Genomic DNA, 23,703 nt, shown 5'->3' with positions numbered 1-23,703 from the left:
CCGATTATCTTTCAGGTCGCCCACCCCCGAAGTGGATGAACGGCCAGATTGCTGCATTGACGAACCTGCCAGCCCGCGGGGGCCTCGGCGAGTTGCGCTTCGTGCGGCGCTTGCGGCATCTTCGCGAACACCGAACTTCCGGAGCCGGTCATCCGGGCCTGCAGTCCTTGGGCGCCGAGCCATTCGATGGCATCGGTGACCGCGGGACAGAGCCGCTGGGCAACCGGCTGCAGGTCGTTGTGGCCGAAGCTGTAGACCCCGTCGCCGAGGTGTGGAGCTTCAAGCTGTTCGCTATCTGCAGCAAAGCCCGAGATTATAGCAACAGGAGTGGCGCGTTGAAGCTCCGGTGAAGAAAAAATTGAACGGGTGTCGATTCCCTCGGGCGGCTTGACCACCGCGAAGCGCGCCGGCGGCACCGAAACCGGCCGGATCTTCTCGCCGATCCCCTCGACCCAGGCGTTGCGTCCGCCGAGGAAGAAGGGCACGTCCGCGCCCAGGCCGAGGCCGATCTCGGCCAGGCGCGACAGCGGCAGGTCCAGCTGCCAGAGGCGGTTCAGCGCCAGCAGGCAGGTGGCGGCGTCCGAGGAGCCGCCGCCCATGCCGGCCTGCGCCGGCACGTGCTTGGCGACCCCGATGTGGGCGCCCTGGCCCGGCGCCGCATGCGCCTGCAGCGCGCGGGCGGCGCGCAGTACCAGGTCGTCGGGCGGGAGTTCGGTGGTCAGGTCTTCGCGGCTGAGCTGGCCGTCGCGGCGCAGTTCGACGTGCAGGGTGTCGCACCAGTCGATCAGCATGAACACCGACTGCAGCAGGTGGTAGCCGTCCTCGCGCCGGCCGGTGATGTGCAGGAAGAGGTTGAGCTTGGCCGGGGCGGGAAGGTCGTAGATCGCCTTCATGACCGCTCGAACACGATGCGCAGGTCGGCCGTGGGGCTCGGTGCTTCGCGCGTGGCCTGCAGCCGGCCGCTCGCGACCTGGCCGAGGTCGGGGCGCCAGCCCGGCACCGGATCGTTGCGACCCGCAAGCCAGCCGAACAGGGCGGCCACCGGGATGGCCGCACCCGTCGCGGCCTCGATCAGCGCATCGACCGAGTCGAAGCGGCGCACCTCGCTGCCGTTCTTGAGCAGGGCCTCGCCGGGCGCCCAATGCAGCTGGGCCAGCGTGCTGCCGATGGGGCTGGTGAGCGAAAGCTCGCCGGCCTCGGGCGAGCCGCGCAGCTCGAACAGGGCCGAGAAGGTCTGGACCGGCTGGCTGTCGATGCGCAGCGACATGCGCCCGCTCCATGCGGCGGAGCCTTCCGGCCGCGCGCCGGCCGGCAACTGCGCGCAGCCGCTCGCCAGCAGCAGCAGCGCCGCGCCGCCCGCCGCCAGGATGCCTCGCCGCCCGCGGCGGTCGTCGATCGTCGTCACGGCTTGACCCGCAGCCGTTTGAGCGTTTCCTGCAGCGTCTCGTTCTCGGCGTCGGACAGCAGGGCTTCTTTCCAGATCGTGACGGCGCGTTCCTTCTGGCCGGCCGTCCACAGCACTTCGCCGAAATGCGCGCCGATCTCCGGATCGGGCCGGCTCTTGTAGGCCGCCTCGAGGATGCGCAGCGCCTCGTTCGTGTTGCCGAGGCGGAACTCGACCCAGCCGAGGCTGTCGGCAATGAACGGATCCTCGGGCGCGAGCTGCACCGCCTTCTGGATCAGCGTGCGCGCCTCGTCGAGCCGGATCTTGCGATCGGCGAACGAGTAGCCCAGCGCGTTGTAGGCGTTCTGGTTGTCGGGCTTGAGCTCGATCAGGCGGCGCAGCAGCCGCTCCATCTCGTCGAGCCGGTTGAGCTTCTCGGCCACCATGGCCTGGTCGTAGACGAGGTCGCTGTCGTCCGGCGCGGCGGCCGCGGCCTGGGCGAGCATGTCGTAGGCCGCCTGGTACTGCTTGGCGTCGCGCAGCAGCTGCACCTCGGCCAGGAACTTGCGCTTCTTCTCCTCGGCATTGCGCTCCGGCAGGCTGCGCACGAGTTCGCGCGCCTGCGGCAGCTTGCCCTGGCGCGCGAGCAGGCCCGCGCGGCGGGTCTGGGCGGCGGCGAGGTCCTCGGTGCTGTCGATGCGCGCGAGCCAGCGCTCGGCGGCGGTGAAGTCCTTGCGCCGCTCGGCGAGCTGCGAGAGCACCAGGTAGGCCTGCGTCGTGCCGCGCTGGCGGTCGTCGGCATCCTTCTGGTTCGCCGCCAGGTCGATGTAGCGCTTGAGCGAGGTTTCGGCGGCCGCGTCCTGCCGCGCCTGCGCCTGCAGGCTGCCGAGCAGCAGCCAGGGCTCGGCCAGTTCGGGGCGCGCGGTGGTGAGCGCCTGCAGCTGCGCGGCGGCATCGGTGTAGCGGCGGTTCTCGACCAGCACGCGCGCATAGGCGACACGCAGGTCGGGCGACGCCTTGGGGTTGCCCGCGAGGTGGCGCGTGACGATCGGCTCCGCCAGCGGCTGGCCGGGATCGATCATCTCGAGCGCCAGCGCGGCCGGCGCGTCCGAGGCGGGATCGATCTGCTGGCCCTTGAACGCGGCGTCGAGCGCGCCCGAGGTATCGCCGGCGTTCAGGCGCAGCCGGCCGACCGTGGCCCATGCGAGGCCGCCGGTCGCGGGGTTCTTGAGATCGTCCGCCAGCGCCTGCTCCACCACCGAGGCGGCCAGCTTCTTGTCCGGCGCGCGCCCATAGTTGCGCACGATCACCGCCATCAGCAGCGGCCGCTCGACCTGGGAGGTGGCGGCGATCTCCGCACGCAGCGGCTCGACGGTGTCGCCGATGCGGTTGAGCGCGATCAGGATCTGCAGTTCGATGCGGCGTGCATCGCGCGAATTGGGCAGCGTTTCCTGCCAGGCGCGCGCGGCCGCGAGCGCCGCATCGCCCGAGCGCGATTGAAGGGCGATCTCCACCGCGCGCTGGAACAGCCTGCCGTCGCGCAGCCGGCGGGCCGCGTCGAGCACCAGCGCGTAGCCCGAGCCCGGATCGCCGCCGCGCGCGGTCATCTCGCCCATGAGGATCTCGTAGAACAGTTCGGCAGTCAGTGCGGACGGCTGCGCCACCGCGGGTTCCGCGGCCGCCTTGGCTGCGGTCGGCGACGGCGAGGGCCGGGTGCCGGGACGGGCCGGCGAGGTGCGCGAAGGCGCGGGTCGCTCGATGACGGGTGCCGGGCTCTGAGGTGCCGCGGGATCGGAGCTTTGCGCCTGCACGGCACAGGCCAGCAGGGCGAGAGACGCGGCCGCCGCGAGGCGGTGTCGGCGGAGCGATGGAATCATCGAACCATAATAATCCAAGCCTTTGAACGGGCCCCGTCGTGGGGCTTCGCGCCGCCGGAGTTTGTCCTTGCATGCCTGAGCTTCCCGAAGTCGAAGTCACCCGGCGCGGTTTTGCCGAGCGCATCGCGGGTGCGCGCGTCGATGCGGTGCGCGTCGGCAAACCCTTGCGTTGGGCCCTGATGATCGAGCCCGGGGCCCTGGTCGGGCGCCGCGTGCGCGAGGTGCGGCGGCGCGGCAAGTACCTGCTGATCGACCTGGACCGCGGCCTGCTGCTGCTGCACCTCGGCATGTCGGGCAGCCTGCGCTTCGACGCGGCGCTGCCTGCGCCGGGGGTGCACGATCACTTCGACCTGGTCACGGACCGCGGCACGCTGCGGCTCAACGATCCCCGCCGCTTCGGCGCGGTGGTCTACGTGGAGGACGAGGCCGCCCCATGGGCGGTCAAGCTGCTCGGCGGCCTCGGCATGGAGCCGCTGGGCGATGGCTTCGACCTCGATGCCTTCCATGCGGGGCTGCGCAAGCGTCGGACCGCGGTGAAGCAGGTGCTGCTCGCCGGCGACGTGGTGGTGGGCGTGGGCAACATCTATGCCTCCGAAGCGCTGTTCCAGGCCGGCATCCGCCCGACCTTGTCGGCGGCGCGCATCAGCCGGGCGAGGGCGGCCCGGCTTCATGCGGCGGTCCGCGAGATCCTCGCGCGCGCGGTCGACAAGGGCGGCAGCACGCTGCGCGACTTCTCCAACGTGGACGGGCAGAACGGCTACTTCCAGCTCGAAGCCACGGTCTACGGCCGGGCCGGCGAACCCTGTCGGGTTTGCGCAACGCCGATCAGGCAACTGCGCCAAGGGCAGCGTTCCACTTACTATTGTCCGAAGTGCCAGAAATAGGGTCCGGGCGGCGCCGCCGCAAGACCCTGCGGGCGGCGCTTCGGAACCCGCGATGCTATATTTGTAAATAAATTTTTACATTTTTCCCTTGAGCCGCTCTTTCAACCAACAACTCGACCAGCACGGCGCCTGGCGGAGCAATTTCGCGCATCGCCTTCAGTGGCTGTCCCGCTGGTTGAACGAGAACGAGCTGCTCGACCAGGCCGTGGCCGAGCGCCTGCGCGGGCTCGAACTGCAAATTCGCACCAGCAAGGTGATGGTGGCCTTCGTGGCGGAGTTCTCGCGCGGCAAGTCCGAGCTCATCAACGCGATCTTCTTCGCGGGCTACGGGCGGCGCATCATGCCGGCGAGCGCCGGGCGCACCACGATGTGCCCGACGGAGCTCGGCTACGACCCCGCGGTGTCGCCGAAGCTGCGGCTGCTGCCGATCGAGACCCGCCTGGAACCGCATTCGCTCACGCACTGGCGCGAGAAGCCGATCCGCTGGACCGAGATCGCGATCGACGTCGGCAACGCCGACCAGCTGGCCCAGGCCATGGGCAAGGTGGCCGAGGTGCGCTGGGTCACCAAGGACGAGGCGCGTGCGCTCGGCTTCTGGAACGACGAGACGCCCGACGACAACCCGGTGCAGGATGCCGAAGGCCACGTGGAGATTCCGCGCTGGCGCCACGCCATCCTGAACATGCCGCATCCCCTGCTCGAGCAGGGGCTGGTGATCCTCGACACGCCGGGCCTGAACGCGATCGGCGCCGAGCCCGAGCTCACCGTGAGCCTGATTCCGCAGGCGCATGCGGTGGTCTTCATCCTCGGCGCGGAGACCGGCGTGACCCGCTCCGATCTGACGATCTGGCGCGAGCACCTCGTCACCGAGAGCGAAGGCAGCGACACGCGCTTCGTGGTGCTCAACAAGATCGACACCATGTGGGACTCGCTGAGCACGCCCGCGCAGATCGAACTCCAGATCGAGCGTCAGCGCGAGGTGGCGGCCAGGTTCCTCGAGGTGCCGCTGGTACAGGTGCTGCCGGTCTCGGCACAGAAGGGCCTGCAGGCCAAGATCCAGCGCGACCCGCGCCTGCTCGAGGCGAGCCGCCTGCCGGCGCTCGAGACCTTGCTGGCCGAGGGTGTCCTGGCCAGGCGCGAGACGATGCTGCGGCTCGCCGTCGACGCGGGCATGGCGGCCCTGCGCATCGAAGCCGAGCGCATCCTGAAGGTGCGGCAGCGCGATCTTTCCGAGCAGGCGCTCGAACTGCAGGGCCTGCGCGGCAAGAACGTCTCGGTCATCCGCCACATGCGTGCGCGCATCGACCAGGAGCAGGCCGAGTTCGAGGGCAGCAACACGCGCATCCTCGCGTTGCGCTCGGTACAGGGCAAGCTGCTGCGCGAGGTGTACGCGGTGCTCGGCCGCACCGCGCTCAAGGCCGACATGGTGCGGCTCTCGGCCGCGCTCAGGCGCCCCGGCGTCAAGCTCAACGTGCGCAAGGTCTACGGCGAGACCTTCGATTCGCTGCGCAACAACCTGCGCGAGGTGCAGGCGACCACGGCCGAGATCCAGTCGATGCTGCACGCCACCTTCCGCCAGCTCAATGCGGAGCAGGGCTTCACGCTGCAGGCGCCCGCCGAGCCCGACCTGTCGGGTTTCGAGCAGGAGCTGAGCCAGATCGAGCGCAGCCACATCCACTACCTGGGCGTGGGCAACCTGCTGAAGCTCGCGCAGGCCGATTTCTGCGACAAGCTGGTGCGTGCGCTCGCGAGCCGGCTGCGGCTCGTCAATGAGGCGGCCATGACCGAGGTGGAGCGCTGGAGCAAGGGCGCGAGCGCGCAGATCGATGCGCAGCTCAAGGAGCGCCGCCGCAATTTCAGGAAGCGCATCGAGGCGATCGAGCGCATCCAGAGTGCGGCCGGCAACCTCGACGAGCGGCTGCTCGAACTTGCCGCGCAGGAAAGCAGCCTGGCCGAGCTGCAGCTGCGGCTGCACGAATTCACCTCGATGATCACCCAGCAGGGAAGGCCCGCCGCCGCGGCGGGCGCCCCGGTCGGCGAACTGCGTGCGGCCTGATCGCGCGGGGGTGGCCGGCGGTGCGGTGCCGGCGCAGCCGTTGCCGGCCGATTTCGCCGCGCGCATCGTGGACTGGCAGCGCAGCCACGGTCGCAGCGAGCTTCCCTGGCAGAACACGCGCGATCCCTACCGCGTCTGGCTGTCGGAGGTGATGCTCCAGCAGACGCAGGTGTCGACGGTGCTCGGCTATTTCGCGCGCTTTCTCGAACGCTTTCCGAGCGTGCGCCACCTGGCCGCGGGCACCGAGGACGAGGTCTTCGGCCTCTGGAGCGGCCTGGGCTACTACAGCCGTGCGCGCAACATGCACCGCTGCGCCCAGGAGGTGGTGGCGCGGTTCGGCGGCGAGTTTCCGCGCACCGCCGCCGAGCTGATGACGCTGCCCGGCATCGGCCGCTCCACCGCCGCGGCGATCGCCGCCTTCTGCTTCGGGGAGCGGGTCGCGATCCTGGACGGCAACGTCAAGCGGGTGCTGACCCGCGTGCTCGGCTTCGGCGGCGATCTTTCGTCGTCGGCGCAGGAGCGCGCGCTCTGGGACCTGGCCACGCAGCTGCTTCCGCCGGCGGCGCAGAAGGAGGCCATCGCGGGCTACACGCAGGGGCTGATGGATCTCGGCGCCACGGTCTGCCTGCCGCGCAAGCCGAGCTGCATGATCTGCCCGGTGAACGGCAGCTGCGTTGCGCTGCGCGAAGGCCAGCCCGAGCGCTACCCCGTCAAGACCCGCAAGCTCAAGCGCAGTGCGCAGGCGCTGTGGCTGCTGCTCGCGCGCGACGCACAGGGCCGCGTGTGGCTGGAGAAGCGGCCGCCGAAGGGCATCTGGGCCGGGCTCTATTGCCTTCCGGTCTTCGAAAGCCGCGAAGAACTGCTCGCCGCGCTGCCGCGCACCGCGGCCGCCGTTGCGCAGGACCTGCCGGCCTTCGTGCACGTGCTCACGCACAGGGACCTGCATCTCCACCCGGTGCTGCTGCAGGGTGTCCAGCCCGAGGGCGAGGCCGCGCGGTGGGTGGATGCCGGCGCATGGGCCGGGCTGGGGTTGCCGGCGCCGGTGCGCAAGCTGCTGCTGGAAGCGGCGCCCGCCTAGACCGCGTCGAGTTCGCGGTGGCGCTTGAGCGCGCCCCAGCGCGTGCCGAAGGCGCGCGCGAGCTGCTCGACCAGGAACACCGACCGGTGCTGCCCGCCCGTGCAGCCGATGGCCACGGTCACGTAGCTGCGATGGTCGCGGGCCATCGCGTCGAGCCAGCGCGAGAGGAACTGCTCGATGTCCTCGTACATGCGCGCCACGTCCTCGTGCTCGCGCAGCCATTCGATCACCGGCGTGTCGCGCCCCGTGAGCGGGCGCAGCGTGGGAACGTAGTGCGGATTGGGCAGCATGCGCACGTCGAACACGAAATCGGCGTCCAGCGGCACGCCGCGCTTGAAGGCGAAGGACTCGAACACCAGCGTCAGCGCGTTCTGCGGCGCCGAGATCAATGCCTTGATGTAGCTCTGCAGCTGGGCCGGCCGGATCAGGCTGGTGTCGATCACGTCGGCACCGTCGCGCAGGTCGGCCAGCAGCTCGCGTTCGAGTTCGATCGCCTGCATCAGCACGCGCTGCTGCTCGGGGGCGTCCGTGCGGCCTTCCTGGCGCGAGAGCGGATGGCGCCTTCGGGTTTCCGAATAGCGGCGCAGCAGCGCGTCGGTGGTCGCGTCGAGGAACAGCGAGCGCAGCGCGACGCCGTCCTGCCGCAGGGTCTCGAGCTGCTGCGGAACGGTCGGCAGCGACACGCCGCTGCGCACGTCCATCGCGATCGCCACGCGCGTGGCCTCCTGCTCGTGCTGCAGCGCGATGAACGGCATCAGCAGTTCGGGCGGCAGGTTGTCCACGCAGTAGTAGCCCGCGTCTTCGAGCGCATGCAGCGCGACCGACTTGCCCGACCCTGACATGCCGGTGATGAGCACCAGGTCGAGCTTCATTGCAGCGCGGCCGAGGTCTTGTGGCCCAGCATCTCGCGGGCATGCGCGAGCGAGGTCTGCGAGACCTTCTCCCCGCCGAGCATGCGGGCGATCTCGCGGGCGCGGCTGTCGTCGTCGAGCCGCGAGACGCCGCTTTCGGTGCGCGGGCCTTCCGCGCCGGCGCCCGCGGTCTGGCGCTTGGCCACCACCAGATGGTGGTCGGCGCAGGCGGCCACCTGCGGCAGGTGGGTCACGGCCAGCACCTGGCGGTCGCGCCCGAGCTGCTTCATGAGGCGGCCCACGGTTTCGGCCACCGCCCCGCCCACGCCGGCATCGACCTCGTCGAAGATCAGCGTCTGCGCGCCGCCGAGCTGGCTGGTCGTGACCGCGATGGCCAGCGCGATGCGCGAGAGCTCGCCGCCCGACGCCACCTTGCCGATCGGCCGCGGCGTGCTGCCCGGATGGCCGCTCACGAGAAAGGCCACGTCCTCGAGGCCCGAGCGTCCGGGCTGCGCCAGCGGCTGCAGTTCGACCTCGAAGCGGCCGCCCTGCATGCCCAGGCCCTGCATCGCCTGCGTGACGGCTTCCGACAGGCGGGGCGCCGCCTGCTTGCGCGCCTTGGCGAGCGCCTTGGCCTCCTTCAGATAGGCCTGCTGCGCGCTCTGCTCGGCGTGCTCCAGGCCCTCGAGGTCGCTTTGCGCATCGAGCGCCTGCAGTTCGGCCTGCCAGCCTGCGAGCAGCGCCGGCAGATCCTCGGGCGTGCGCTTGTAGCGGCGCGCGAGCGACATCCAGAGGCCCATGCGCTCGTCGAGTTCGGCCAGCCGCTGCGGATCGACCTCGGCGTTGCGCAGGTAGCCGTGCAGCGAGTGGGCGGCATCGGAGGCCTGCGCCACGCTCGAGGCCAGCACCTCGCCGAGCGCGCGGAACTCGGGCTCGATGTGCGCGCAGTTCTGCAGCAGCGTCACCGCGCGCGAGAGCGCGGCGAGGGCGCCGTTGTCGTCGTCCTCGAGCGCCTGGCTGGCGCCCTGCGCCGCATCGATGAGCGACTGCGCGTTGGAGATGCGCGCATGGCTGGCCGACAGCTCTTCCCACTCGTCCTCGGCCGGCGCCAGCTTCGCCAGTTCGGCGATCTGCCACTGCAGGCGTTCGCGTTCGCGCTGCAGCGAGTCCTGCGCCGAGCGGGCATGGTCGAGCGCCGACAGCGCCTGCCGCCAGGCCTGCCAGGCCGCGTCGAGCGTGTCGGTGCGCACGCCGGCGTAGGCGTCGAGCAGGCCGCGCACCGCGTCGGGCCGCGTCAGGCTCTGCCAGGCGTGCTGGCCGTGGATGTCGAGCAGCCGGTCGCCGAGTTCGCGCAGTTGCGTGGCGGTGGCCGGCGCGCCGTTGATCCAGCCGCGGCTGCGGCCCTGCAGGTCGACCGTGCGCCGCAGCAGCAGGGCGTCGCCGGATTCGAACCCGCCTTCGTCGAGCCAGGCGTCGAAGGCCGGGTCGGCGTCGAATTCCGCGCTCACGTCGAGCCGCTCGGCGCCTTCGCGCACCGCGCCCGCGTCGGCGCGGTTGCCGAGCGCGAGTTGAAGCGCGTCGATCAGGATCGACTTGCCGGCCCCGGTTTCACCCGTCAGGACCGTGAAGCCGCCCGACAGGTCGAGTTCGAGTGATCGCACGATCACGAAGTCGCGCAGTGCGATGCGTCGCAGCGCCATTCAGGAGCCCCCTTCGTTCCAGTGAAGTTTCTTGCGCAGCGTGTCGAAATAGCTCCAGCCGCGCGGGTGCAGGAAGCGCACCCGGTAATCGGAGCGGCGTACCACCACGCGGTCGCCGATGGCGAGCGAGGCCAGCGACTGCATGTCGAAATTCGCGCTCGCGTCGCGCCCGGCCACCAGTTCGATCACGATCTCGTCGGCGTCCGGCAGCAGCACCGGGCGGTTCGACAGCGTGTGCGGCGCGATCGGCACCAGCACCCAGCCCGGCACCGCTGGATGCAGCAGCGGACCGCCGGCCGAGAGCGCATAGGCGGTCGACCCGGTGGGCGAGGCGATGATCAGCCCGTCGGCGCGCTGGTTGGCCACGAAGTGGCGGCCCACAGACACGCGCAGTTCCACCATGCCCGAGGTGGCGCCGCGGTTGACCACCACGTCGTTCATCGCCAGCGCCTCGAACACCGAGGCGCCGTCGCGCATCACGTGCGCATGCATGAGGCTGCGGTGGTCTTCCTCGTACTCGCCGGCCAGCATCGGGATCAGCGTGGACTGGTAGTTGTCCAGCGGGATGTCGGTGATGAAGCCGAGCCGGCCGCGGTTGATGCCGATCAGCGGAATGCCGTAGCACGCGAGCTGCCGGCCGATGCCGAGCATGGTGCCGTCGCCGCCGACCACCAGGCCGAGGTCGCAGCGCTGGCCGATCTCCTCGACGCTCAGCGGCTCGTAGCGGCCGCCGACCGGTGCGTTCGACGGGGCTTCCTCGGCCGCCGACTTCTCGACGAACACCGTGCACCCTTGCGATTCGAGGAAAGCGCCGATATCTTCCATCACGCCATCGCGGGCGTCGGCCTGCGCCCTGGCGCCCGAAGCCTGGTACTTGCCGATCAAAGCGACGTGACGAAAGCGGGAAGTCATCTACAAATTACAACACTAAAATCTTGCAATGCTGGACGACCGTGCCAAGTTGCTCCTCAAGACGCTCGTAGAGCGCTACATCGCCGAAGGCCAACCCGTCGGCTCGCGGACTCTGTCGCGTGCGCCGGGGCTCGACCTCTCTCCGGCGACCATCCGGAACGTGATGTCCGACCTCGAGGCGCTGGGGCTGATCGCCAGCCCGCATACCTCGGCCGGGCGCGTGCCCACGGCGCGCGGCTACCGGCTTTTCGTCGACACCATGCTCACCGCCCAGCGCGAGCAGGTGAACGCACCGAGCCTCGCCCCCGACCAGCCGCAGAAGGTGATCGCCAACGCCGCGAGCCTGCTGTCGAACCTCTCGCAGTTCGTCGGCGTGGTCATGGCGCCGCGGCGCGCGTCGGTGTTCAAGCAGATCGAATTCCTGCGGCTTTCCGAGCGTCGGCTGCTGGTGATCATCGTGTCGCCCGACGGCGACGTGCAGAACCGCGTGATCGTGCCCGAGGCCGACTACTCGCAGTCGCAGCTCGTCGAAGCCTCGAACTACATCAACACCCACTACGCGGGCCTGACCATCGAGCAGGTCCGCGACCGCCTCCAGTCCGAGGTCGAGAAGCTGCGCGGCGAGATCGCGGCGCTGATGCAGGCGGCCGTCAAGGTCAGCTCCGAGGTGCTCACCGAAGCCCAGGAAGACGACGTCGTGATCTCGGGCGAGCGCAACCTGCTCTCGGTGTCCGACTTCTCGAGCGACATGGGCCAGCTGCGCCGAGCCTTCGAACTGTTCGAGCAGAAGGCGCAGCTGATGCGGCTGCTCGACGTGTCGAGCAAGGCCGAGGGCGTGCGCATCTTCATCGGCGGCGAAAGCCAGGTGGTGCCGATCGAGGAGCTCTCCATCGTCAGCGCCAATTACGAGGTGGACGGGCAGGTCGTGGGCACGCTGGGCGTCATCGGGCCGACGCGCATGCCCTACGAGCGCATGATCCAGATCGTGGACATCACCTCGCGGCTGGTCAGCAACGCGCTGAGCCACCGCAAATAGCAGCGCCACGCCGCGTGCCGGCGAGGCACCGGGCGCGAATAGAATCGTGGCCTCTCTCGTGGGCCGTTAGCTCAGTTGGTTAGAGCAGCGGACTCATAATCCGTTGGTCGCTGGTTCAAGCCCAGCACGGCCTACCAACCGCATCTTTTTGCGTCGCTCCGCGGGGAGCCCAAAAACGCATGCTATACTTGCAAGCTGTGCGGCTGTAGCTCAGTTGGATAGAGTACTTGGCTACGAACCAAGGGGTCGTGGGTTCGAATCCTGCCAGCCGCACCACTCTTCGTAAAAATCCAGGACGTGAAAACGTCCTGGATTTTTTTTGCCCGAACGGTTTCTGCGGGGGCGCGATGCGCCTCCTGAGGCAAGTCAGAAGAGGAACGACAGTTGCGGGTCCGCCCTCGGGGCCCCTTCATCGCTGGACGCCGAGCTGCCGATCGCGGTCGCAAACCAGCGGAAGGTGTTGGTCCGCTGGCGGCCGCGGCCCGTGGTGCGCACGAACAGGTAGCCCGAGGTCGCATTGCCCAGCGAATCCACTGGAATGCCGGCCGCCCTGAGCGCGGCGATCTCGGCGGCCGGGCTCGTGCTGTACGGCAACTGCAACGTGATCGTCGCGGTGTGGATGATGTGATTGAGCATTGCTTTCCGCAAAGAATCGATGAGGCCCGAAGCTTTACCGTTGTCCCACTCAGCAGTGGGGGTGCAAGGCACGCCAAGAATGTGAACTTTTTCACGAAGTCGTGAAAATGTTAATGATTTACGGCGCCAGTAACCATTAGTCCGGATGGCATAGGCGGCCGGCAACGGCAGCGCGTCGCGGCGCTACAGTGCATTCAGCTCTCTCCCGCAACCACAAGGCAACCATGGGCGTTCACGCGAAGCGGCTGGCATTTCTTCGACTCCTCCTCTGCGTGGCCGCGGGCCATGCCTCGGCGGGAACGATCACCTGTGTTCCGGCCGCGCCGGGAAGTGGTGCGGCGGCCGCGTTCAACCCGATCCGGAAGATCTCGATCGACGAGCACGCGCGCACCGTCAACATGGACATCGTCCGCGCCCGCACGAAGGACACGGAAACGATGGGCAAGATGCGCGGAGAACTGCTGAGCATGGACGAGAACCAGTCCGGCGAGCCGATCTACGTGTTCAACGCCATTCCGGCGGCCGGCACTGAGGTCATGAGCCTCTACCGGTTGTTCAAGGCAAGCGAGTGGCGACTGATCAGCGCAGGCGTGACATTCATCAGCAAGGTGCCCGCCTTGCGCAGCGTCGAACCGGCCACGGTGTTCGACTGCAAGCGCTCGGACATGGGTTGAGACAATCGAAGCACGGCCCGCGACGGCGTTGCGGACCGGTTTTTTGAATCCAGAGGTCATGCCTTGAGCAAAGCATTCACGAAGGAAACCGACACCGAGAGCGACGAGGACGGCGGCGACGGCGCCATGCCTGCGTTGCCGAGCGGCAGCAAGAACTACATCACGCCGGCGGGCTACGCCAGGCTGCGCGATGAACTGCTCCATCTCATGGACGAGGAACGCCCCAAGGTGGTGGAGGCGGTGCACTGGGCCGCGAAGAACGGCGACCGTTCCGAGAACGGCGACTACCTCTACGGCAAGAAGCGCCTGCGCGAGATCGACCGGCGCATCCGCTTTCTCTCGAAGCGGCTCGAGATCGCCGAAGTGACCGATCCCACGGTGCACCATGGCAGCGACCAGGTGTTCTTCGGCGCGACGGTGCGCTACGTGGACGAGACCGGCGACGAGCGCAGCGTGACGATCCTCGGCATCGACGAGGCGGACAGCGCGCAATCGCAGGTCAGCTGGATTTCGCCGATCGCCCGTGCCTTGCTCAAGGCGCGCGAGGGCGACGTGGTGAAGCTCGTCACGCCGGGCGGCGCACACGAGATCGAGCTGCTGTCGGTCAGCTACCCCGCGCCCGGCGCGGCGCCTTAGCGAGGGCAGTCGGTCAGGGCGAGGGCACGGTCCGCGCGGCCGTCAGCACCGAGGCGGTGCGCCGCGCCGCGCGCAGCACGGCGTCGAGGTGCGACCGGTCGCGCACGGCGATCACGAAGCGCAGATCGGTCGAATCCTGCGGCGTCTCGTCGGCCATTTCGACGTGCGTGATGTCGGCTTCGGCGTCCGCCAGCGTGGCCGCGACGCGCGCGAGCACGCCTTTGTCATTGCGCACGGTGATGACCACGGCGGTTTCGAAGGGGCGCGTCGGCTCGTCGGCCCATTCCACGGCGAAGAAGCGTTCGCTGTCCTTGTGCCGCAGCCGCTGCCCGACGCCGCAGGCCTCGGTGTGCACCACCAGGCCTTCGCCGTGACCCAGGTAGCCGACGATCTCGTCGCCCGGGATCGGCCGGCAGCACAGCGCGAAGCGCACCGACGAGTTCTCGCTGCCGTCGAGCGTCACCGCGCCCTGCGAAATGGTTTCGTGCGAGATGAAGCGCTCCCGGCTCAGCAGCAGCGCATCGGGCCGCTCGCCGAGTTCGGACAGCATGGCCACGAGCCGCTTGGCGACGATGCTCGCGATCCGCTTGCCCAGGCCGATGTCGGTCAGCAGTTCGGAGCGGGTGCGGTTGCCCGTGAAGCGCAGCAGCTTCTCCCACAGCGGCTGGTGCTCGGCGTCGTCGGCCGGCAGCTTGCTCAGGCCCTCGGCGCGCAGCGCCTGCGCCAGCAGCTTTTCGCCCAGGCCTTCGGATTCGGCATGCGCGAGCGTCTTCAGATAGTGGCGGATCTTCGAACGCGCGCGCCCGGTGCGCACGAAACCGAGCCAGGCGGGGTTGGGCGTCGACACCGGCGCGGTGATGACCTCGACCACGTCGCCGTTCTTGAGCTCGGTGCGAAGCGGCACCTGGTCGCCGTTGATGCGCGCCGCCGAGGTGTGGTCGCCGATGTTGCTGTGGATCGCGTAGGCGAAGTCGACCACCGTGGCGCCGCGCGGCAGCGCGAGGATCTGGCTCTTGGGCGTGAAGACGTAGACCGCGTCGGGGAACAGGTCGACCTTGACGTGGTCCCAGAACTCGGCGGCGTCGCGGGTCTCGTCCTGGATGTCGAGCAGCGACTGCAGCCACTTGGTGCCCAGCCGGTCGTTGCTGGCCGCGTTCGGCTCGGCGGCCTTGTAGAGCCAGTGCGCGGCGACGCCCGATTCGGCCACCACGTGCATGGCCTCGGTGCGCAGCTGGAATTCGACGTTCACGCCGGCCGGCCCGACCAGCGTGGTGTGCAGCGACTGGTAGCCGTTGAGCTTGGCGATCGCGATGTGGTCCTTGAACTTGCCCGGCAGCGGCTTGTACATCTGGTGCAGGATGCCCAGGCCGGTGTAGCAGGCGATCACGTTCGGCACGATCAGCCGGAAGCCGTAGATGTCGGTCACCTGCGCGAAGCTCAGGTGCTTTTCTTCCATCTTGCGGTAGATGGAGTAGAGCGTTTTCTCGCGTCCGGCGATGCGCACCGTCATGTTCGCGTTGGCGAAGGCGGTCTCGACCTCGCGCTGCACCTTCTGGATCAGGTCGCGCCGGCGTCCGCGCGCCTTGGCGACCGCCTTCGACAGGGTGGCATAGCGCCAGGGCTTCAGGTGGCGGAACGAGAGCTCCTGGAGCTCGCGGTAGGTCTGGTTCAGGCCGAGCCGGTGCGCGATCGGAGCATAGATCTCGAGCGTCTCGCGCGAGATCCGGGCCCATTTTTCGCGCGGCGCATCGGCCAGCGTCCGCATGTTGTGGGTGCGGTCGGCCAGCTTGACCAGGATCACCCGCACGTCGCGCGCCATGGCCAGCAGCATCTTGCGGAAGGATTCCGCCTGGTTTTCCTCACGGGTGTTGAACTGCAGCTTGTCCAGCTTGGTGAGCCCGTCGACCAGTTCGGCCACCGGCGCGCCGAAGCGCTCGATCAGCTCCGGCTTGGTGACGCCGCAGTCCTCGATGGCGTCGTGCAGCAGGGCGGCCATGAGCGCCTGGGCGTCAAGCTTCCATTCGGCGCACTGCGCCGCCACGGCGATGGGGTGGGTGATGTAGGGCTCGCCGCTGTTGCGCAGTTGGCCCAGGTGGGCCTCGTCGGCGAAGCGGTAGGCGCGGCGGACCAGTTCGGTGTCCTCGGCGCTCAGGTAGTCGAGCCGGGCGGTCAGCGCGGCAAAGCTCGCGGCAGCCGCGTTCAACGCCGCCGGACTCGGCTTCGGCGTGCCCGACGGGGCATGGGACTGGCTTTTGGCGACCGCGCTCATGCCTATCACTTTAGCGTGACCGCCGTAAGGGCGCGTCCAGGCGTAAAAAAAGCACCGCCAAGCGGTGCCTTTCGTTGCAGGGCTGCGTCAGATCAGCCCGGCACTTTCTTGAGCATCTCGAGGCCGATCTTGCCTTCGGCGATCTCGCGCAGGGCGGTCACGGCGGGCTTGTTCTTGCTCTCGATCTTGGGCGCGTGACCCTGGCTCAGCATGCGCGCACGGTAGGTGGCGGCCAGAACCAGCTGGAAACGGTTGGGGATCTGCGTCAGGCAGTCTTCGACGGTGATGCGGGCCATGGTGGGATCTTTCGGTCGGTGAGCAGACAGGAAATCAGGGGATGTTCAGTGCGGCGAATGTGTCGGCACGTGCGCGGCGCTGTGCAGAGTACCGAAGCCGCTGCGCGTGGACGATCGCCTTGAGATCGAAAAGCGCGCGCTCAAATAACTCGTTGATTATAACGAAGTCGAATTCTCCCGCCCGGGCCATCTCTTCGGCGGCATTGCGCAGGCGCAGCTCGATCACGGCGGCACTGTCCTCGCCGCGGCGTTCGAGCCGCGAGCGCAGTTCCTCCCAGCTCGGCGGGAGGATGAAGATCATCACCGCATTGGCAAAGGTCTGGCGGATCTGCAGTGCGCCCTGGAAATCGATCTCGAGGATCACGTCCGCGCCCTGCGCGATCCGTTCCTCGATCGCCTTCTTGGAGGTGCCGTAGCGGTGGCCGTGCACATGGGCCCACTCCACGAAGCCGTCGGCCGCGACCATGGCGTCGAACTCCACCGGGGAGACGAAGAAGTACTCGCGGCCGTGCTTTTCCTGGCCGCGCGGCGACCGGGTGGTGTGCGAGACCGAGGGCTGGACGGCCGAATCCAGCTCCATGAGCGCCTTGACCAGGCTCGATTTGCCGGCACCGCTCGGCGCCGCCACCACAAAGATGTTGCCTGGGTAGTCCATGGGCTCGTTCATTCGATGTTCTGTACCTGTTCGCGCATCTGCTCGATCAGCACCTTCATGTCCACGCCGATGCGGGTGAGTTCCAGCGCCGCCGACTTCGAGCCCAGTGTATTGGCCTCACGGTGCAGCTCCTGGATCAGGAAATCGAGCCGCTTGCCGATCTCGCCGCCTTTCTTGAGCAGCCGCTCGATCTCGTCGAGGTGCGACTTCAGCCGGGTGAGCTCTTCCGCCACGTCGATCCGGATCGCGAACGCGGTCGCCTCGGTCAGCGCCCGGTCCTGGGCGGCCTCCGGCAGCGTGCCGCCGGTCAGGCCCATGGCCTCCTGCCAGCGCTCCAGGAAGCGTGCGCGCTGCTGCTCGACCAGTTGCGGAACCAGCGGGCCGGCCTGCTCGACCAGCGTGCGCAGCTGCGCCACGTGCGCTTCAAGCATCTTGGCAAGGCGCGCGCCCTCGCGCTGGCGGGCGGACATCAGCGCCTCGAGCGCCTTGCCGGCCACATCGAGCAGGTCGCTGCCCCAGTCGCCGCGCGCGGCGCTTTCGCCGCCCCGCGAGCCGCAGCACGTCGGCCACGCTCAGTTCGCGTGCGCCCGGCAGCCAGGCCCGGATGCCGTCCTGCACCCCGTTCAGCCGCTGCAGCAGCTTGACCGAGGGTTCGACGATGCCCGACTGGGTACTGCTCTCGATGGCGGCGCGCACTTCGACCTTGCCGCGCTTGAGCTTGCCCGTGAGGAGCTCGCGCAGGGCGGTTTCGTGCTGGCGCAGTTCTTCGGGCAGCTTGAAGCTGAGGTCGAGGAAGCGGCTGTTGACCGAGCGGATTTCGACCCCGAGGCGGCCCGCGGCGGCAGGCCCCGCTTCGGCTCCGGAGTGGCTGCCGGCGGGGCCGTTCTGGCCGCTGGCATAGCCGGTCATGCTGTAAACTGGCATTGCGCCTCTCTGTGGTTTTTGCTTGCATGCACCGAGGCGTCGGCCCGGCGTTCGCTTGCCGCACCATCGCCTTCGGGCGAAACTCCCGGATTATGTCAAAGGTCAAGCCTTCGCCCCTGCCGCCCGATACGGTCATTGGCGGTTACCGCATCGTTCGCCGGCTTTCCGCGGGTGGGTTTGGCGTCGTCTACCTCGCCATCGACCCGAGCGGGCAGCAGGTCGCCATCAAGGAATACCTGCCTTCCTCGCTCGCCACGCGCGGCCCCGGCGAACTCACGCCCGAGGTGCCGCCGGAGAAGCTCTCGCTCTACCGGCTGGGCCTGAAGAGCTTCTTCGAGGAAGGGCGCTCGCTCGCGCAGATCTCACACGCGTCGGTGGTCAGCGTGCTCAATTTCTTCCGCGAGAACGAAACCGTCTACATGGTGATGAACTACCTGGAGGGCGCGACCCTGCAGGACTTCGTCGTCACCGCGCGCGACCTCAAGCGGCCCAAGGTGTTCCGCGAATCGACCATCCGCTCGCTGTTCGACGAGATCCTGCGCGGGCTGCGCATCGTGCACCAGTACAAGATGCTGCACCTCGACATCAAGCCGGCCAACATCTTCGTGACCGACGAGGACCGCGCGGTGCTGATCGACTTCGGCGCCGCGCGCGAGGTGCTGAGCAAGGAAGGCATCTTCATCCGCCCGATGTACACGCCCGGCTTCGCCGCGCCCGAGATGTACCGGCGCGACTCCTCCATGGGCCCGTGGACCGACATCTACGCCATCGGCGCCTGCATCTACGCGTGCATGCAGGGCTATCCGCCCAACGACGCGCCGCGGCGCATCGAAAAGGACCGGCTCAGCCTTTCGCTGTCGCGCCTGCGCGGCGTGTATTCGGACAACCTCATCGAGGTGGTCGAGTGGTGCATGTCGCTCGATCCGCTCTCGCGGCCGCAGTCGGTCTTCGCGCTCCAGAAGGAACTGAGCCGCGAAGGCGAGCGGCGCTACACCAAGCTCACCGTCGGCGAGAAGGTGCGGCTTTCGCTCGACAACATCCGCTCCTTCGACAAGAAAGCCCTGCCCAAGGCGGCGGCACCCACGACGCGTCCCGCATGAAATTCTCGGTATTCCAGGTCATGCCGGAAGGGCGGCCGCCTCAAGAACGAAGACCGCATGGGCTATTGCTACACGCGGGAGTCGGGCCTCTTCGTGCTCGCCGACGGCATGGGCGGCCACCCAGAAGGCGAGGTCGCGGCGCAGCTCGCGCTGCAGACCATCGCGGCGCTCTACCAGCGCGAGGCCCGGCCGATGGTCAAGGACCCGAAGGCCTTCCTCGCCGAATCGGCCATGACGGCGCACCAGCAGATCATGCGGTACGCCAGCCAGAAGGCCATGCTCGACACCCCGCGCACCACCGTGGTCGCGGCCCTGCTGCAGAACTCGTCGGCCATCTGGATGCACTGCGGCGACTCGCGCCTGTACGTGGTGCGCGACGGCCGCCTGCTCACGCGCACGCGCGACCATTCGCATGCGGAGCGCCCGCGCCCGAGCGGCTCCGACGCGCCCGTCAACCGCAACCTGCTGCTCACCTGCCTCGGCTCGCCGACCACGCCGCTGTTCGACATCTCGGCCCCGCTGCAACTGCAGCGCGGCGACCGCATCATGCTGTGCTCCGACGGCGTCTGGGGCGTGCTCGACGATGCCGTGATCGTGCACACCCTCTCGTCCGACAAGCCAGTGTCCGACGCCGCCCCCGACCTCGCCGAAATGGCGCTGCGCAAGGGCGGCGCCCACAGCGACAACGTCACGCTGATCGCGCTCGAGTGGGAGATGCCCGACAAGACCGCGGGCGAAGAGCGCGCGGTGTCCACCGACTCCATCAGCGACGGCGTCTTCGCCTCCACCATCCAGGCCGGCATGCCCGCGGACGGCGAACTCGACGACCTCGACGAAGACGCCATCGAGCGTTCGATCGCCGAGATCAACGAAGCCATCCGCCGCTCGGCCGCCAAGAAGATCTGATCGCGCGCCGTCCGCGCCATCCGGCGCGGCGGCCTGTTTCCCAACACTCACTCACCCCCATCCATGACTGCTTTCACACGAAGCGCCGGCCGCGCCGCCGACCAGCTGCGCCCGGTGCGCATCACCCGCGGCTTCACCATCCACGCCGAGGGCTCCGTGCTCATCGAATTCGGCCAGACGCGCGTGCTGTGCACCGCCTCCGTCGAAGAGCGCGTGCCGCCGCACAAGCGCGGCAGCGGCGAAGGCTGGGTCACGGCGGAATACGGCATGCTGCCGCGCGCCACCCACACCCGCAGCGACCGCGAGGCCGCCCGCGGCAAGCAGAGCGGCCGCACGCAGGAGATCCAGCGCCTCATCGGCCGTTCCATGCGCGCCGTGTTCGACCTGGCCGCCCTCGGCGAGCGCACCATCCATCTCGACTGCGACGTGCTCCAGGCCGACGGCGGCACCCGCACAGCGGCCATCACCGGCGCCTTCGTCGCGGCGCAGGACGCCGTCAACAAGCTGCTCGCGGCCGGCACCCTGGCCGCCTCGCCGATCCGCGGCCACGTGGCCGCGATCTCGGTCGGCATCGTCGCCGGCACGCCGCTGCTCGACCTCGAATACACCGAGGATTCCGCCTGCGACACCGACATGAACGTCGTCATGACCGGCGCCGGCCATTTCGTCGAAGTGCAGGGCACCGCCGAAGGTGCCGCCTTCTCGCGCGACGAAATGAACATCCTGCTCGGCCTGGCCGAGAAGGGCATCGGCGAACTGATCGAGATGCAGAAGCAGGCACTGCTTTCGAAGTGACCCCATGGCGATGAAACTGGTCCTGGCCTCGAACAACGCCGGCAAGCTTGCCGAGCTGCAGCAGCTCTTCGCCGAACTGGCCGTGACGCTGGTGCCCCAGTCGACGCTCGGCGTGGGCGAGGCCGAGGAGCCCTTCCGCACCTTCGTCGAGAACGCGCTCGCCAAGGCGCGCCATGCCAGCGCCGCCACCGGCCTGCCCGCCATCGCCGACGACGCCGGGCTCTGCGTCGATGCCTTCGGCGGCCTGCCGGGCGTCGACACCGCCTACTACGCCACCCAGTTCGGCTATGCCAAGGGCGACGCGAACAACGTCAAGGCGCTGCTCGAGCAGCTCGACGGCGTGGTCAACCGCCGCGCCGCGCTCGTGAGCACGCTGGTCGCGTTGCGCGGCCATGACGACCCCGAACCGCTGATCGCCGTCGGTCGCGTCGTCGGCGAGATCGCGCGCGCGCCCATCGGCGACAACGGCTTCGGCTTCGATCCGGTCATGTACCTGCCGGGCTTCGGCAAGACCTTCGCCCAGCTGCCGCCCGACGTGAAGAACGCGAACAGCCACCGCGGCCAGGCCGCCCGCGCCATGCTGGCGCTGATGCGCGAACGCTGGTTCTGATCGGTCGGTCGATCAACCAATCAATCGATGGCTTCCAACACCGTGCTTCCGATCCAGCCCGCGGCGCCCGCCGGCGCGCCGCAGGCCAACGACGTGCTGCACTGGATGCGGCCCGGCCCGCTGCAGCTCGCGGCGCTGCCGCCGCTTTCGCTCTACATCCACCTGCCGTGGTGCCTGCGCAAGTGCCCGTACTGCGACTTCAACTCGCACGAATGGCGAGCCGCGAGCGAGGCCGAAGTCGAGTGCATGCCCGAAGCCGCCTACATCGACGCGCTGGTGGCCGATCTGGACGCCGCGCTGCCGCTCATCTGGGGCCGCACCGTCCACACCATCTTCATCGGCGGCGGCACGCCGAGCCTGTTCTCGCCGCAGGCCATCGACCGTCTGCTCGGCGACGTGCGCGCGCGCCTCAAGCTCGCGCCCGACTGCGAGATCACGCTCGAGGCCAACCCCGGCACTTTCGAACGCAACCGCTTCCGCGCCTACCGCTCGGCCGGCGTCACGCGGCTGTCGGTGGGCGTGCAGAGCTTCGACGACGCGCACCTGAAGGCGCTCGGCCGCGTGCACGACCGCGCCCAGGCCATCGCCGCCGCCGAAGAGGCCGCGAGCGCCTTCGACACCTTCAACCTCGACCTGATGTACGCGCTGCCGGGCCAGACGCTCGAGGGCCTCGATGCCGACCTGTCGCAGGCCCTGGCGCTCGCGCCGCCGCATCTGTCGGTCTATCACCTCACGATCGAGCCCAACACCTGGTTCGCCAAGTTCCCGCCCGTGCTGCCCGAGGACGACATCGCCTACGCCATGCTCGACCGCATCACCGAGCGCACCGCCGCGACCGGCATGGCGCGCTACGAGGTCTCGGCCTATGCGCGCAGCGGCCACACCTGCACGCACAACCTCAACTATTGGCAGTTCGGCGACTACCTCGGCATCGGCGCCGGCGCGCACAGCAAGCTCAGCTTCGCCCACCGCATCGTGCGCCAGGTGCGCTTTCGCGAACCGCGCCTCTACATGGAGAACGCCCGCGCCGGCGCCGCCGTCTCGCAAAGCGACGAGGTCGCGCTCGCCGACCTGCCATTCGAGTTCATGCTCAATGCCTTGCGGCTCAAGGAAGGCTTCACGCTGATGCAGTTCAGCGAGCGCACGGGGCTGGCGATGACGAGCATCCAGAAGGGGCTCGAAGAAGCCGAGCGCAAGGGACTGGTTGCGCGGGGACCTGCATCGCGTGTGGCCGACGGAGCGGGGGCTCGATTTCTTGAGCGATCTGCAGTCGCTGTTTCTGCCCGACGGGGACTGATCGGCCGGTCGGGCGGCCGGCGTAAAATCGCGGGCTCCGGAGAGTTGGGTGAGTGGTTTAAACCAGCAGTCTTGAAAACTGCCGACGTGAAAGCGTCCGTGAGTTCGAATCTCACACTCTCCGCCAGCTATCGATGTCTCCGACTCGACTGGACGTCGACCAGACGTTCGCATCTTCGGCTTCAGGAACTAATAGTGCAGCGGTGATCCCGTTCCGGCGGATCCGTTCTAGGTACTGCGCCAGGCGTCAGAATCAGGGAATTGGACGAATGCCTCTCCAGCGAGTCGCTAGCACTTGAGGTCGAAGTAGCGCTTGCGCGCTTGGTACAGGTCTACATCCTTCCTCGCCTTTGACGCACCGGTCTCGCGTTGCGTCGCTGCCTCCAGTTCGGGCAAGCGGGCGTCCAGTTGTCGGCACTCCCCTTGATCGCGTGCTGGAAGCTGGACTCTCCGGCGCAGCACGTCCATCTCGTCGCGTGACTTTCCTGTAAGCGGCCGCAGCGCGTCGTCGAATGCGTGGTTGAGTTCCGTGCGTTGCACGTCACGGCCCTTCCGCGACTTACCCGACATCTGATCGATGCCCTGGTTCGGCGTAGCGTCGATCACCTTCGCGCCGACGCACGGCGAGTCCGAATAGCTGACCTTGCCTGCGGTCTCGCATCGATACACAGGCGGCGCTGCCGACCCGGAGAGAGCGGCCAGCAGCAGGGGAAGAGTGAGCAGAACGCGCATGGGGAAGGGGGCTTGTGCTTTGCCCGATTCTTACCTAGAGTGGCAAGCGCTCGGGCACCCTCGCCCGACCGCCCCAGCGCTACGCTGGGGCATCGCCGGAAGGTCGAGCCGCCGGCGCCCGCTCTGAGCCCAAGGCCATCGGGGACCCAACTTTCACTTTGGAGTCCCGTGTGCCCAGCACTCTCATATCTTCTCGTACTTCAGCCTTCATCCGTCAAGGAGGCCTCTGTTGCTACTGCAACGAGCCGATGTGGCTCGCCGAGCCTGCCGCCTTCGCTGCACGGTATGGCCTCACACGGCGGCAGACAGAGACCCACCGCTGTACCGCGGAACACTTGCACGCTCGCCGCGATGGTGGACGCGATAGCCGCGAGAACATCGCAGCCGCTTGTGCGC

20 protein-coding genes, 3 tRNA genes and 3 pseudogenes are annotated in these 23,703 nt (G+C 68.5%); 14 read left to right on the top strand and 12 right to left on the bottom strand.

Translation table 11 applies throughout. The annotated features are described in order from the left end of the window. Positions 1-11 precede the first annotated feature (11 nt). From ispE to M2165_RS05580, 3 genes are read right to left on the bottom strand one after another with little or no spacing between them, the layout of a single operon-like run. A complete protein-coding gene (gene ispE, locus M2165_RS05590) occupies positions 12-893 on the bottom strand; it encodes a 4-(cytidine 5'-diphospho)-2-C-methyl-D-erythritol kinase (protein WP_280813682.1) in 882 nt (293 codons plus the stop codon). Continuing rightward, positions 890-1,405 carry a lipoprotein insertase outer membrane protein LolB gene (locus M2165_RS05585; protein ID WP_280813681.1) on the bottom strand — a complete coding sequence of 172 codons (516 nt, stop codon included), beginning with the start codon at positions 1,403-1,405 and terminating at the stop codon, positions 890-892. Before M2165_RS05585 ends, ispE begins: the two co-directional genes overlap by 4 nt. Further along, positions 1,402-3,261 carry a tetratricopeptide repeat protein gene (locus tag M2165_RS05580; protein WP_280813680.1) on the bottom strand — a complete coding sequence of 620 codons (1,860 nt, stop codon included), beginning with the start codon at positions 3,259-3,261 and terminating at the stop codon, positions 1,402-1,404. Before M2165_RS05580 ends, M2165_RS05585 begins: the two co-directional genes overlap by 4 nt. Before the next feature lie 71 nt (positions 3,262-3,332). Here M2165_RS05580 and mutM point away from each other — a divergent pair, with 71 nt between their 5' ends. The 3 genes from mutM to mutY all read left to right on the top strand — a co-directional run bounded on the left by mutM (position 3,333) and on the right by mutY (position 7,279). Continuing rightward, on the top strand, positions 3,333-4,145 hold the full coding sequence (gene mutM / locus M2165_RS05575; RefSeq protein WP_280813679.1) for a bifunctional DNA-formamidopyrimidine glycosylase/DNA-(apurinic or apyrimidinic site) lyase: 813 nt from the start codon (positions 3,333-3,335) through the stop codon (positions 4,143-4,145). 88 nt (positions 4,146-4,233) lie between these two features. Further along, positions 4,234-6,201: a dynamin family protein gene (locus M2165_RS05570; protein ID WP_280813678.1), complete on the top strand. Its 1,968-nt coding sequence runs from the start codon at positions 4,234-4,236 to the stop codon at positions 6,199-6,201. A 25-nt stretch (positions 6,202-6,226) separates the two neighbouring features. Then, positions 6,227-7,279, top strand: a complete 1,053-nt coding sequence (gene mutY, locus M2165_RS05565) for an A/G-specific adenine glycosylase (RefSeq protein WP_280817478.1) — start codon at positions 6,227-6,229, stop codon at positions 7,277-7,279. Here the strand turns inward: mutY and rapZ are convergent. The 3 genes from rapZ to M2165_RS05550 are packed head-to-tail and all read right to left on the bottom strand — an operon-like array spanning position 7,276 to position 10,742. Next, complete coding sequence (gene rapZ / locus M2165_RS05560; RefSeq protein ID WP_280813677.1) at positions 7,276-8,151, bottom strand: RNase adapter RapZ; 876 nt, start codon at positions 8,149-8,151, stop codon at positions 7,276-7,278. The genes mutY and rapZ overlap by 4 nt on opposite strands. Then, on the bottom strand, positions 8,148-9,830 hold the full coding sequence (recN, locus tag M2165_RS05555; RefSeq protein WP_280813676.1) for a DNA repair protein RecN: 1,683 nt from the start codon (positions 9,828-9,830) through the stop codon (positions 8,148-8,150). Before recN ends, rapZ begins: the two co-directional genes overlap by 4 nt. Further along, the gene (locus M2165_RS05550; protein ID WP_280813675.1) at positions 9,831-10,742 is read right to left on the bottom strand and encodes an NAD kinase; all 912 of its coding nucleotides are present in this window, start codon (positions 10,740-10,742) and stop codon (positions 9,831-9,833) included. Positions 10,743-10,770: 28 nt separating this feature from the next. On the opposite strand from M2165_RS05550, the gene hrcA reads away from it, so the two are divergent. From hrcA to M2165_RS05535, 3 genes are all read left to right on the top strand, one after another. Continuing rightward, a complete protein-coding gene (hrcA, locus tag M2165_RS05545) occupies positions 10,771-11,778 on the top strand; it encodes a heat-inducible transcriptional repressor HrcA (RefSeq protein WP_280813674.1) in 1,008 nt (335 codons plus the stop codon). A 60-nt stretch (positions 11,779-11,838) separates the two neighbouring features. Next, positions 11,839-11,915, top strand: a tRNA-Ile gene (locus tag M2165_RS05540). 62 nt (positions 11,916-11,977) lie between these two features. Beyond that, a tRNA-Arg gene (locus tag M2165_RS05535) sits at positions 11,978-12,054 on the top strand. Positions 12,055-12,144: 90 nt separating this feature from the next. Here M2165_RS05535 and M2165_RS05530 read toward each other — a convergent pair. Then, on the bottom strand, positions 12,145-12,414 hold the full coding sequence (locus tag M2165_RS05530) for a hypothetical protein (RefSeq protein ID WP_280813673.1): 270 nt from the start codon (positions 12,412-12,414) through the stop codon (positions 12,145-12,147). Between the two features lie 224 nt (positions 12,415-12,638). On the opposite strand from M2165_RS05530, the gene M2165_RS05525 reads away from it, so the two are divergent. Together M2165_RS05525 and greB are read left to right on the top strand one after the other, a co-directional pair. After that, positions 12,639-13,088 carry a hypothetical protein gene (locus M2165_RS05525; protein WP_280813672.1) on the top strand — a complete coding sequence of 150 codons (450 nt, stop codon included), beginning with the start codon at positions 12,639-12,641 and terminating at the stop codon, positions 13,086-13,088. Positions 13,089-13,151: 63 nt separating this feature from the next. Continuing rightward, complete coding sequence (gene greB, locus M2165_RS05520) at positions 13,152-13,724, top strand: transcription elongation factor GreB (RefSeq protein ID WP_280813671.1); 573 nt, start codon at positions 13,152-13,154, stop codon at positions 13,722-13,724. A gap of 13 nt (positions 13,725-13,737) precedes the next feature. Here greB and M2165_RS05515 read toward each other — a convergent pair whose 3' ends face one another. From M2165_RS05515 to M2165_RS05500, 4 genes and pseudogenes are all read right to left on the bottom strand, one after another. Further along, positions 13,738-15,993 carry a bifunctional (p)ppGpp synthetase/guanosine-3',5'-bis(diphosphate) 3'-pyrophosphohydrolase gene (locus M2165_RS05515; protein ID WP_280813670.1) on the bottom strand — a complete coding sequence of 752 codons (2,256 nt, stop codon included), beginning with the start codon at positions 15,991-15,993 and terminating at the stop codon, positions 13,738-13,740. A 92-nt stretch (positions 15,994-16,085) separates the two neighbouring features. After that, on the bottom strand, positions 16,086-16,289 hold the full coding sequence (gene rpoZ / locus M2165_RS05510; RefSeq protein WP_280813669.1) for a DNA-directed RNA polymerase subunit omega: 204 nt from the start codon (positions 16,287-16,289) through the stop codon (positions 16,086-16,088). A gap of 34 nt (positions 16,290-16,323) precedes the next feature. Continuing rightward, positions 16,324-16,944 carry a guanylate kinase gene (gmk, locus tag M2165_RS05505; RefSeq protein WP_280817477.1) on the bottom strand — a complete coding sequence of 207 codons (621 nt, stop codon included), beginning with the start codon at positions 16,942-16,944 and terminating at the stop codon, positions 16,324-16,326. An 8-nt stretch (positions 16,945-16,952) separates the two neighbouring features. Next, a pseudogene (locus M2165_RS05500) lies at positions 16,953-17,868 on the bottom strand (YicC/YloC family endoribonuclease). A gap of 92 nt (positions 17,869-17,960) precedes the next feature. Between M2165_RS05500 and M2165_RS05495 the strand changes: the two are divergent. The 6 genes and pseudogenes from M2165_RS05495 to M2165_RS05470 all read left to right on the top strand — a co-directional run bounded on the left by M2165_RS05495 (position 17,961) and on the right by M2165_RS05470 (position 22,702). Continuing rightward, the gene (locus M2165_RS05495) at positions 17,961-18,968 is read left to right on the top strand and encodes a serine/threonine-protein kinase (RefSeq protein ID WP_280813668.1); all 1,008 of its coding nucleotides are present in this window, start codon (positions 17,961-17,963) and stop codon (positions 18,966-18,968) included. Then, a pseudogene (locus tag M2165_RS05490) lies at positions 18,965-19,874 on the top strand (PP2C family serine/threonine-protein phosphatase). The gene M2165_RS05495 and the pseudogene M2165_RS05490 overlap by 4 nt, the downstream one beginning before the upstream one ends. A gap of 63 nt (positions 19,875-19,937) precedes the next feature. After that, on the top strand, positions 19,938-20,669 hold the full coding sequence (gene rph / locus M2165_RS05485) for a ribonuclease PH (protein ID WP_280813667.1): 732 nt from the start codon (positions 19,938-19,940) through the stop codon (positions 20,667-20,669). Between the two features lie 10 nt (positions 20,670-20,679). Next, complete coding sequence (locus M2165_RS05480) at positions 20,680-21,279, top strand: non-canonical purine NTP pyrophosphatase (protein ID WP_280817476.1); 600 nt, start codon at positions 20,680-20,682, stop codon at positions 21,277-21,279. Positions 21,280-21,306: 27 nt separating this feature from the next. After that, positions 21,307-22,576 (top strand): annotated as a pseudogene (gene hemW / locus M2165_RS05475) (radical SAM family heme chaperone HemW). A 38-nt stretch (positions 22,577-22,614) separates the two neighbouring features. Further along, positions 22,615-22,702, top strand: a tRNA-Ser gene (locus M2165_RS05470). Positions 22,703-22,863: 161 nt separating this feature from the next. Here the strand turns inward: M2165_RS05470 and M2165_RS05465 are convergent. Next, entirely contained in the window at positions 22,864-23,307 is a 444-nt protein-coding gene (locus M2165_RS05465) for a DUF4124 domain-containing protein (protein WP_280813666.1), read from the bottom strand. Positions 23,308-23,703: the final 396 nt, after the last annotated feature.

Source organism: Variovorax sp. TBS-050B (assembly GCF_029893635.1).
In the GTDB taxonomy this organism is placed as follows: Bacteria; Pseudomonadota; Gammaproteobacteria; order Burkholderiales; family Burkholderiaceae_C; genus Variovorax.
The sequence above is the reverse complement of the archived record's forward strand: the minus strand, read 5'-3'. Positions and strand labels throughout refer to the sequence as shown.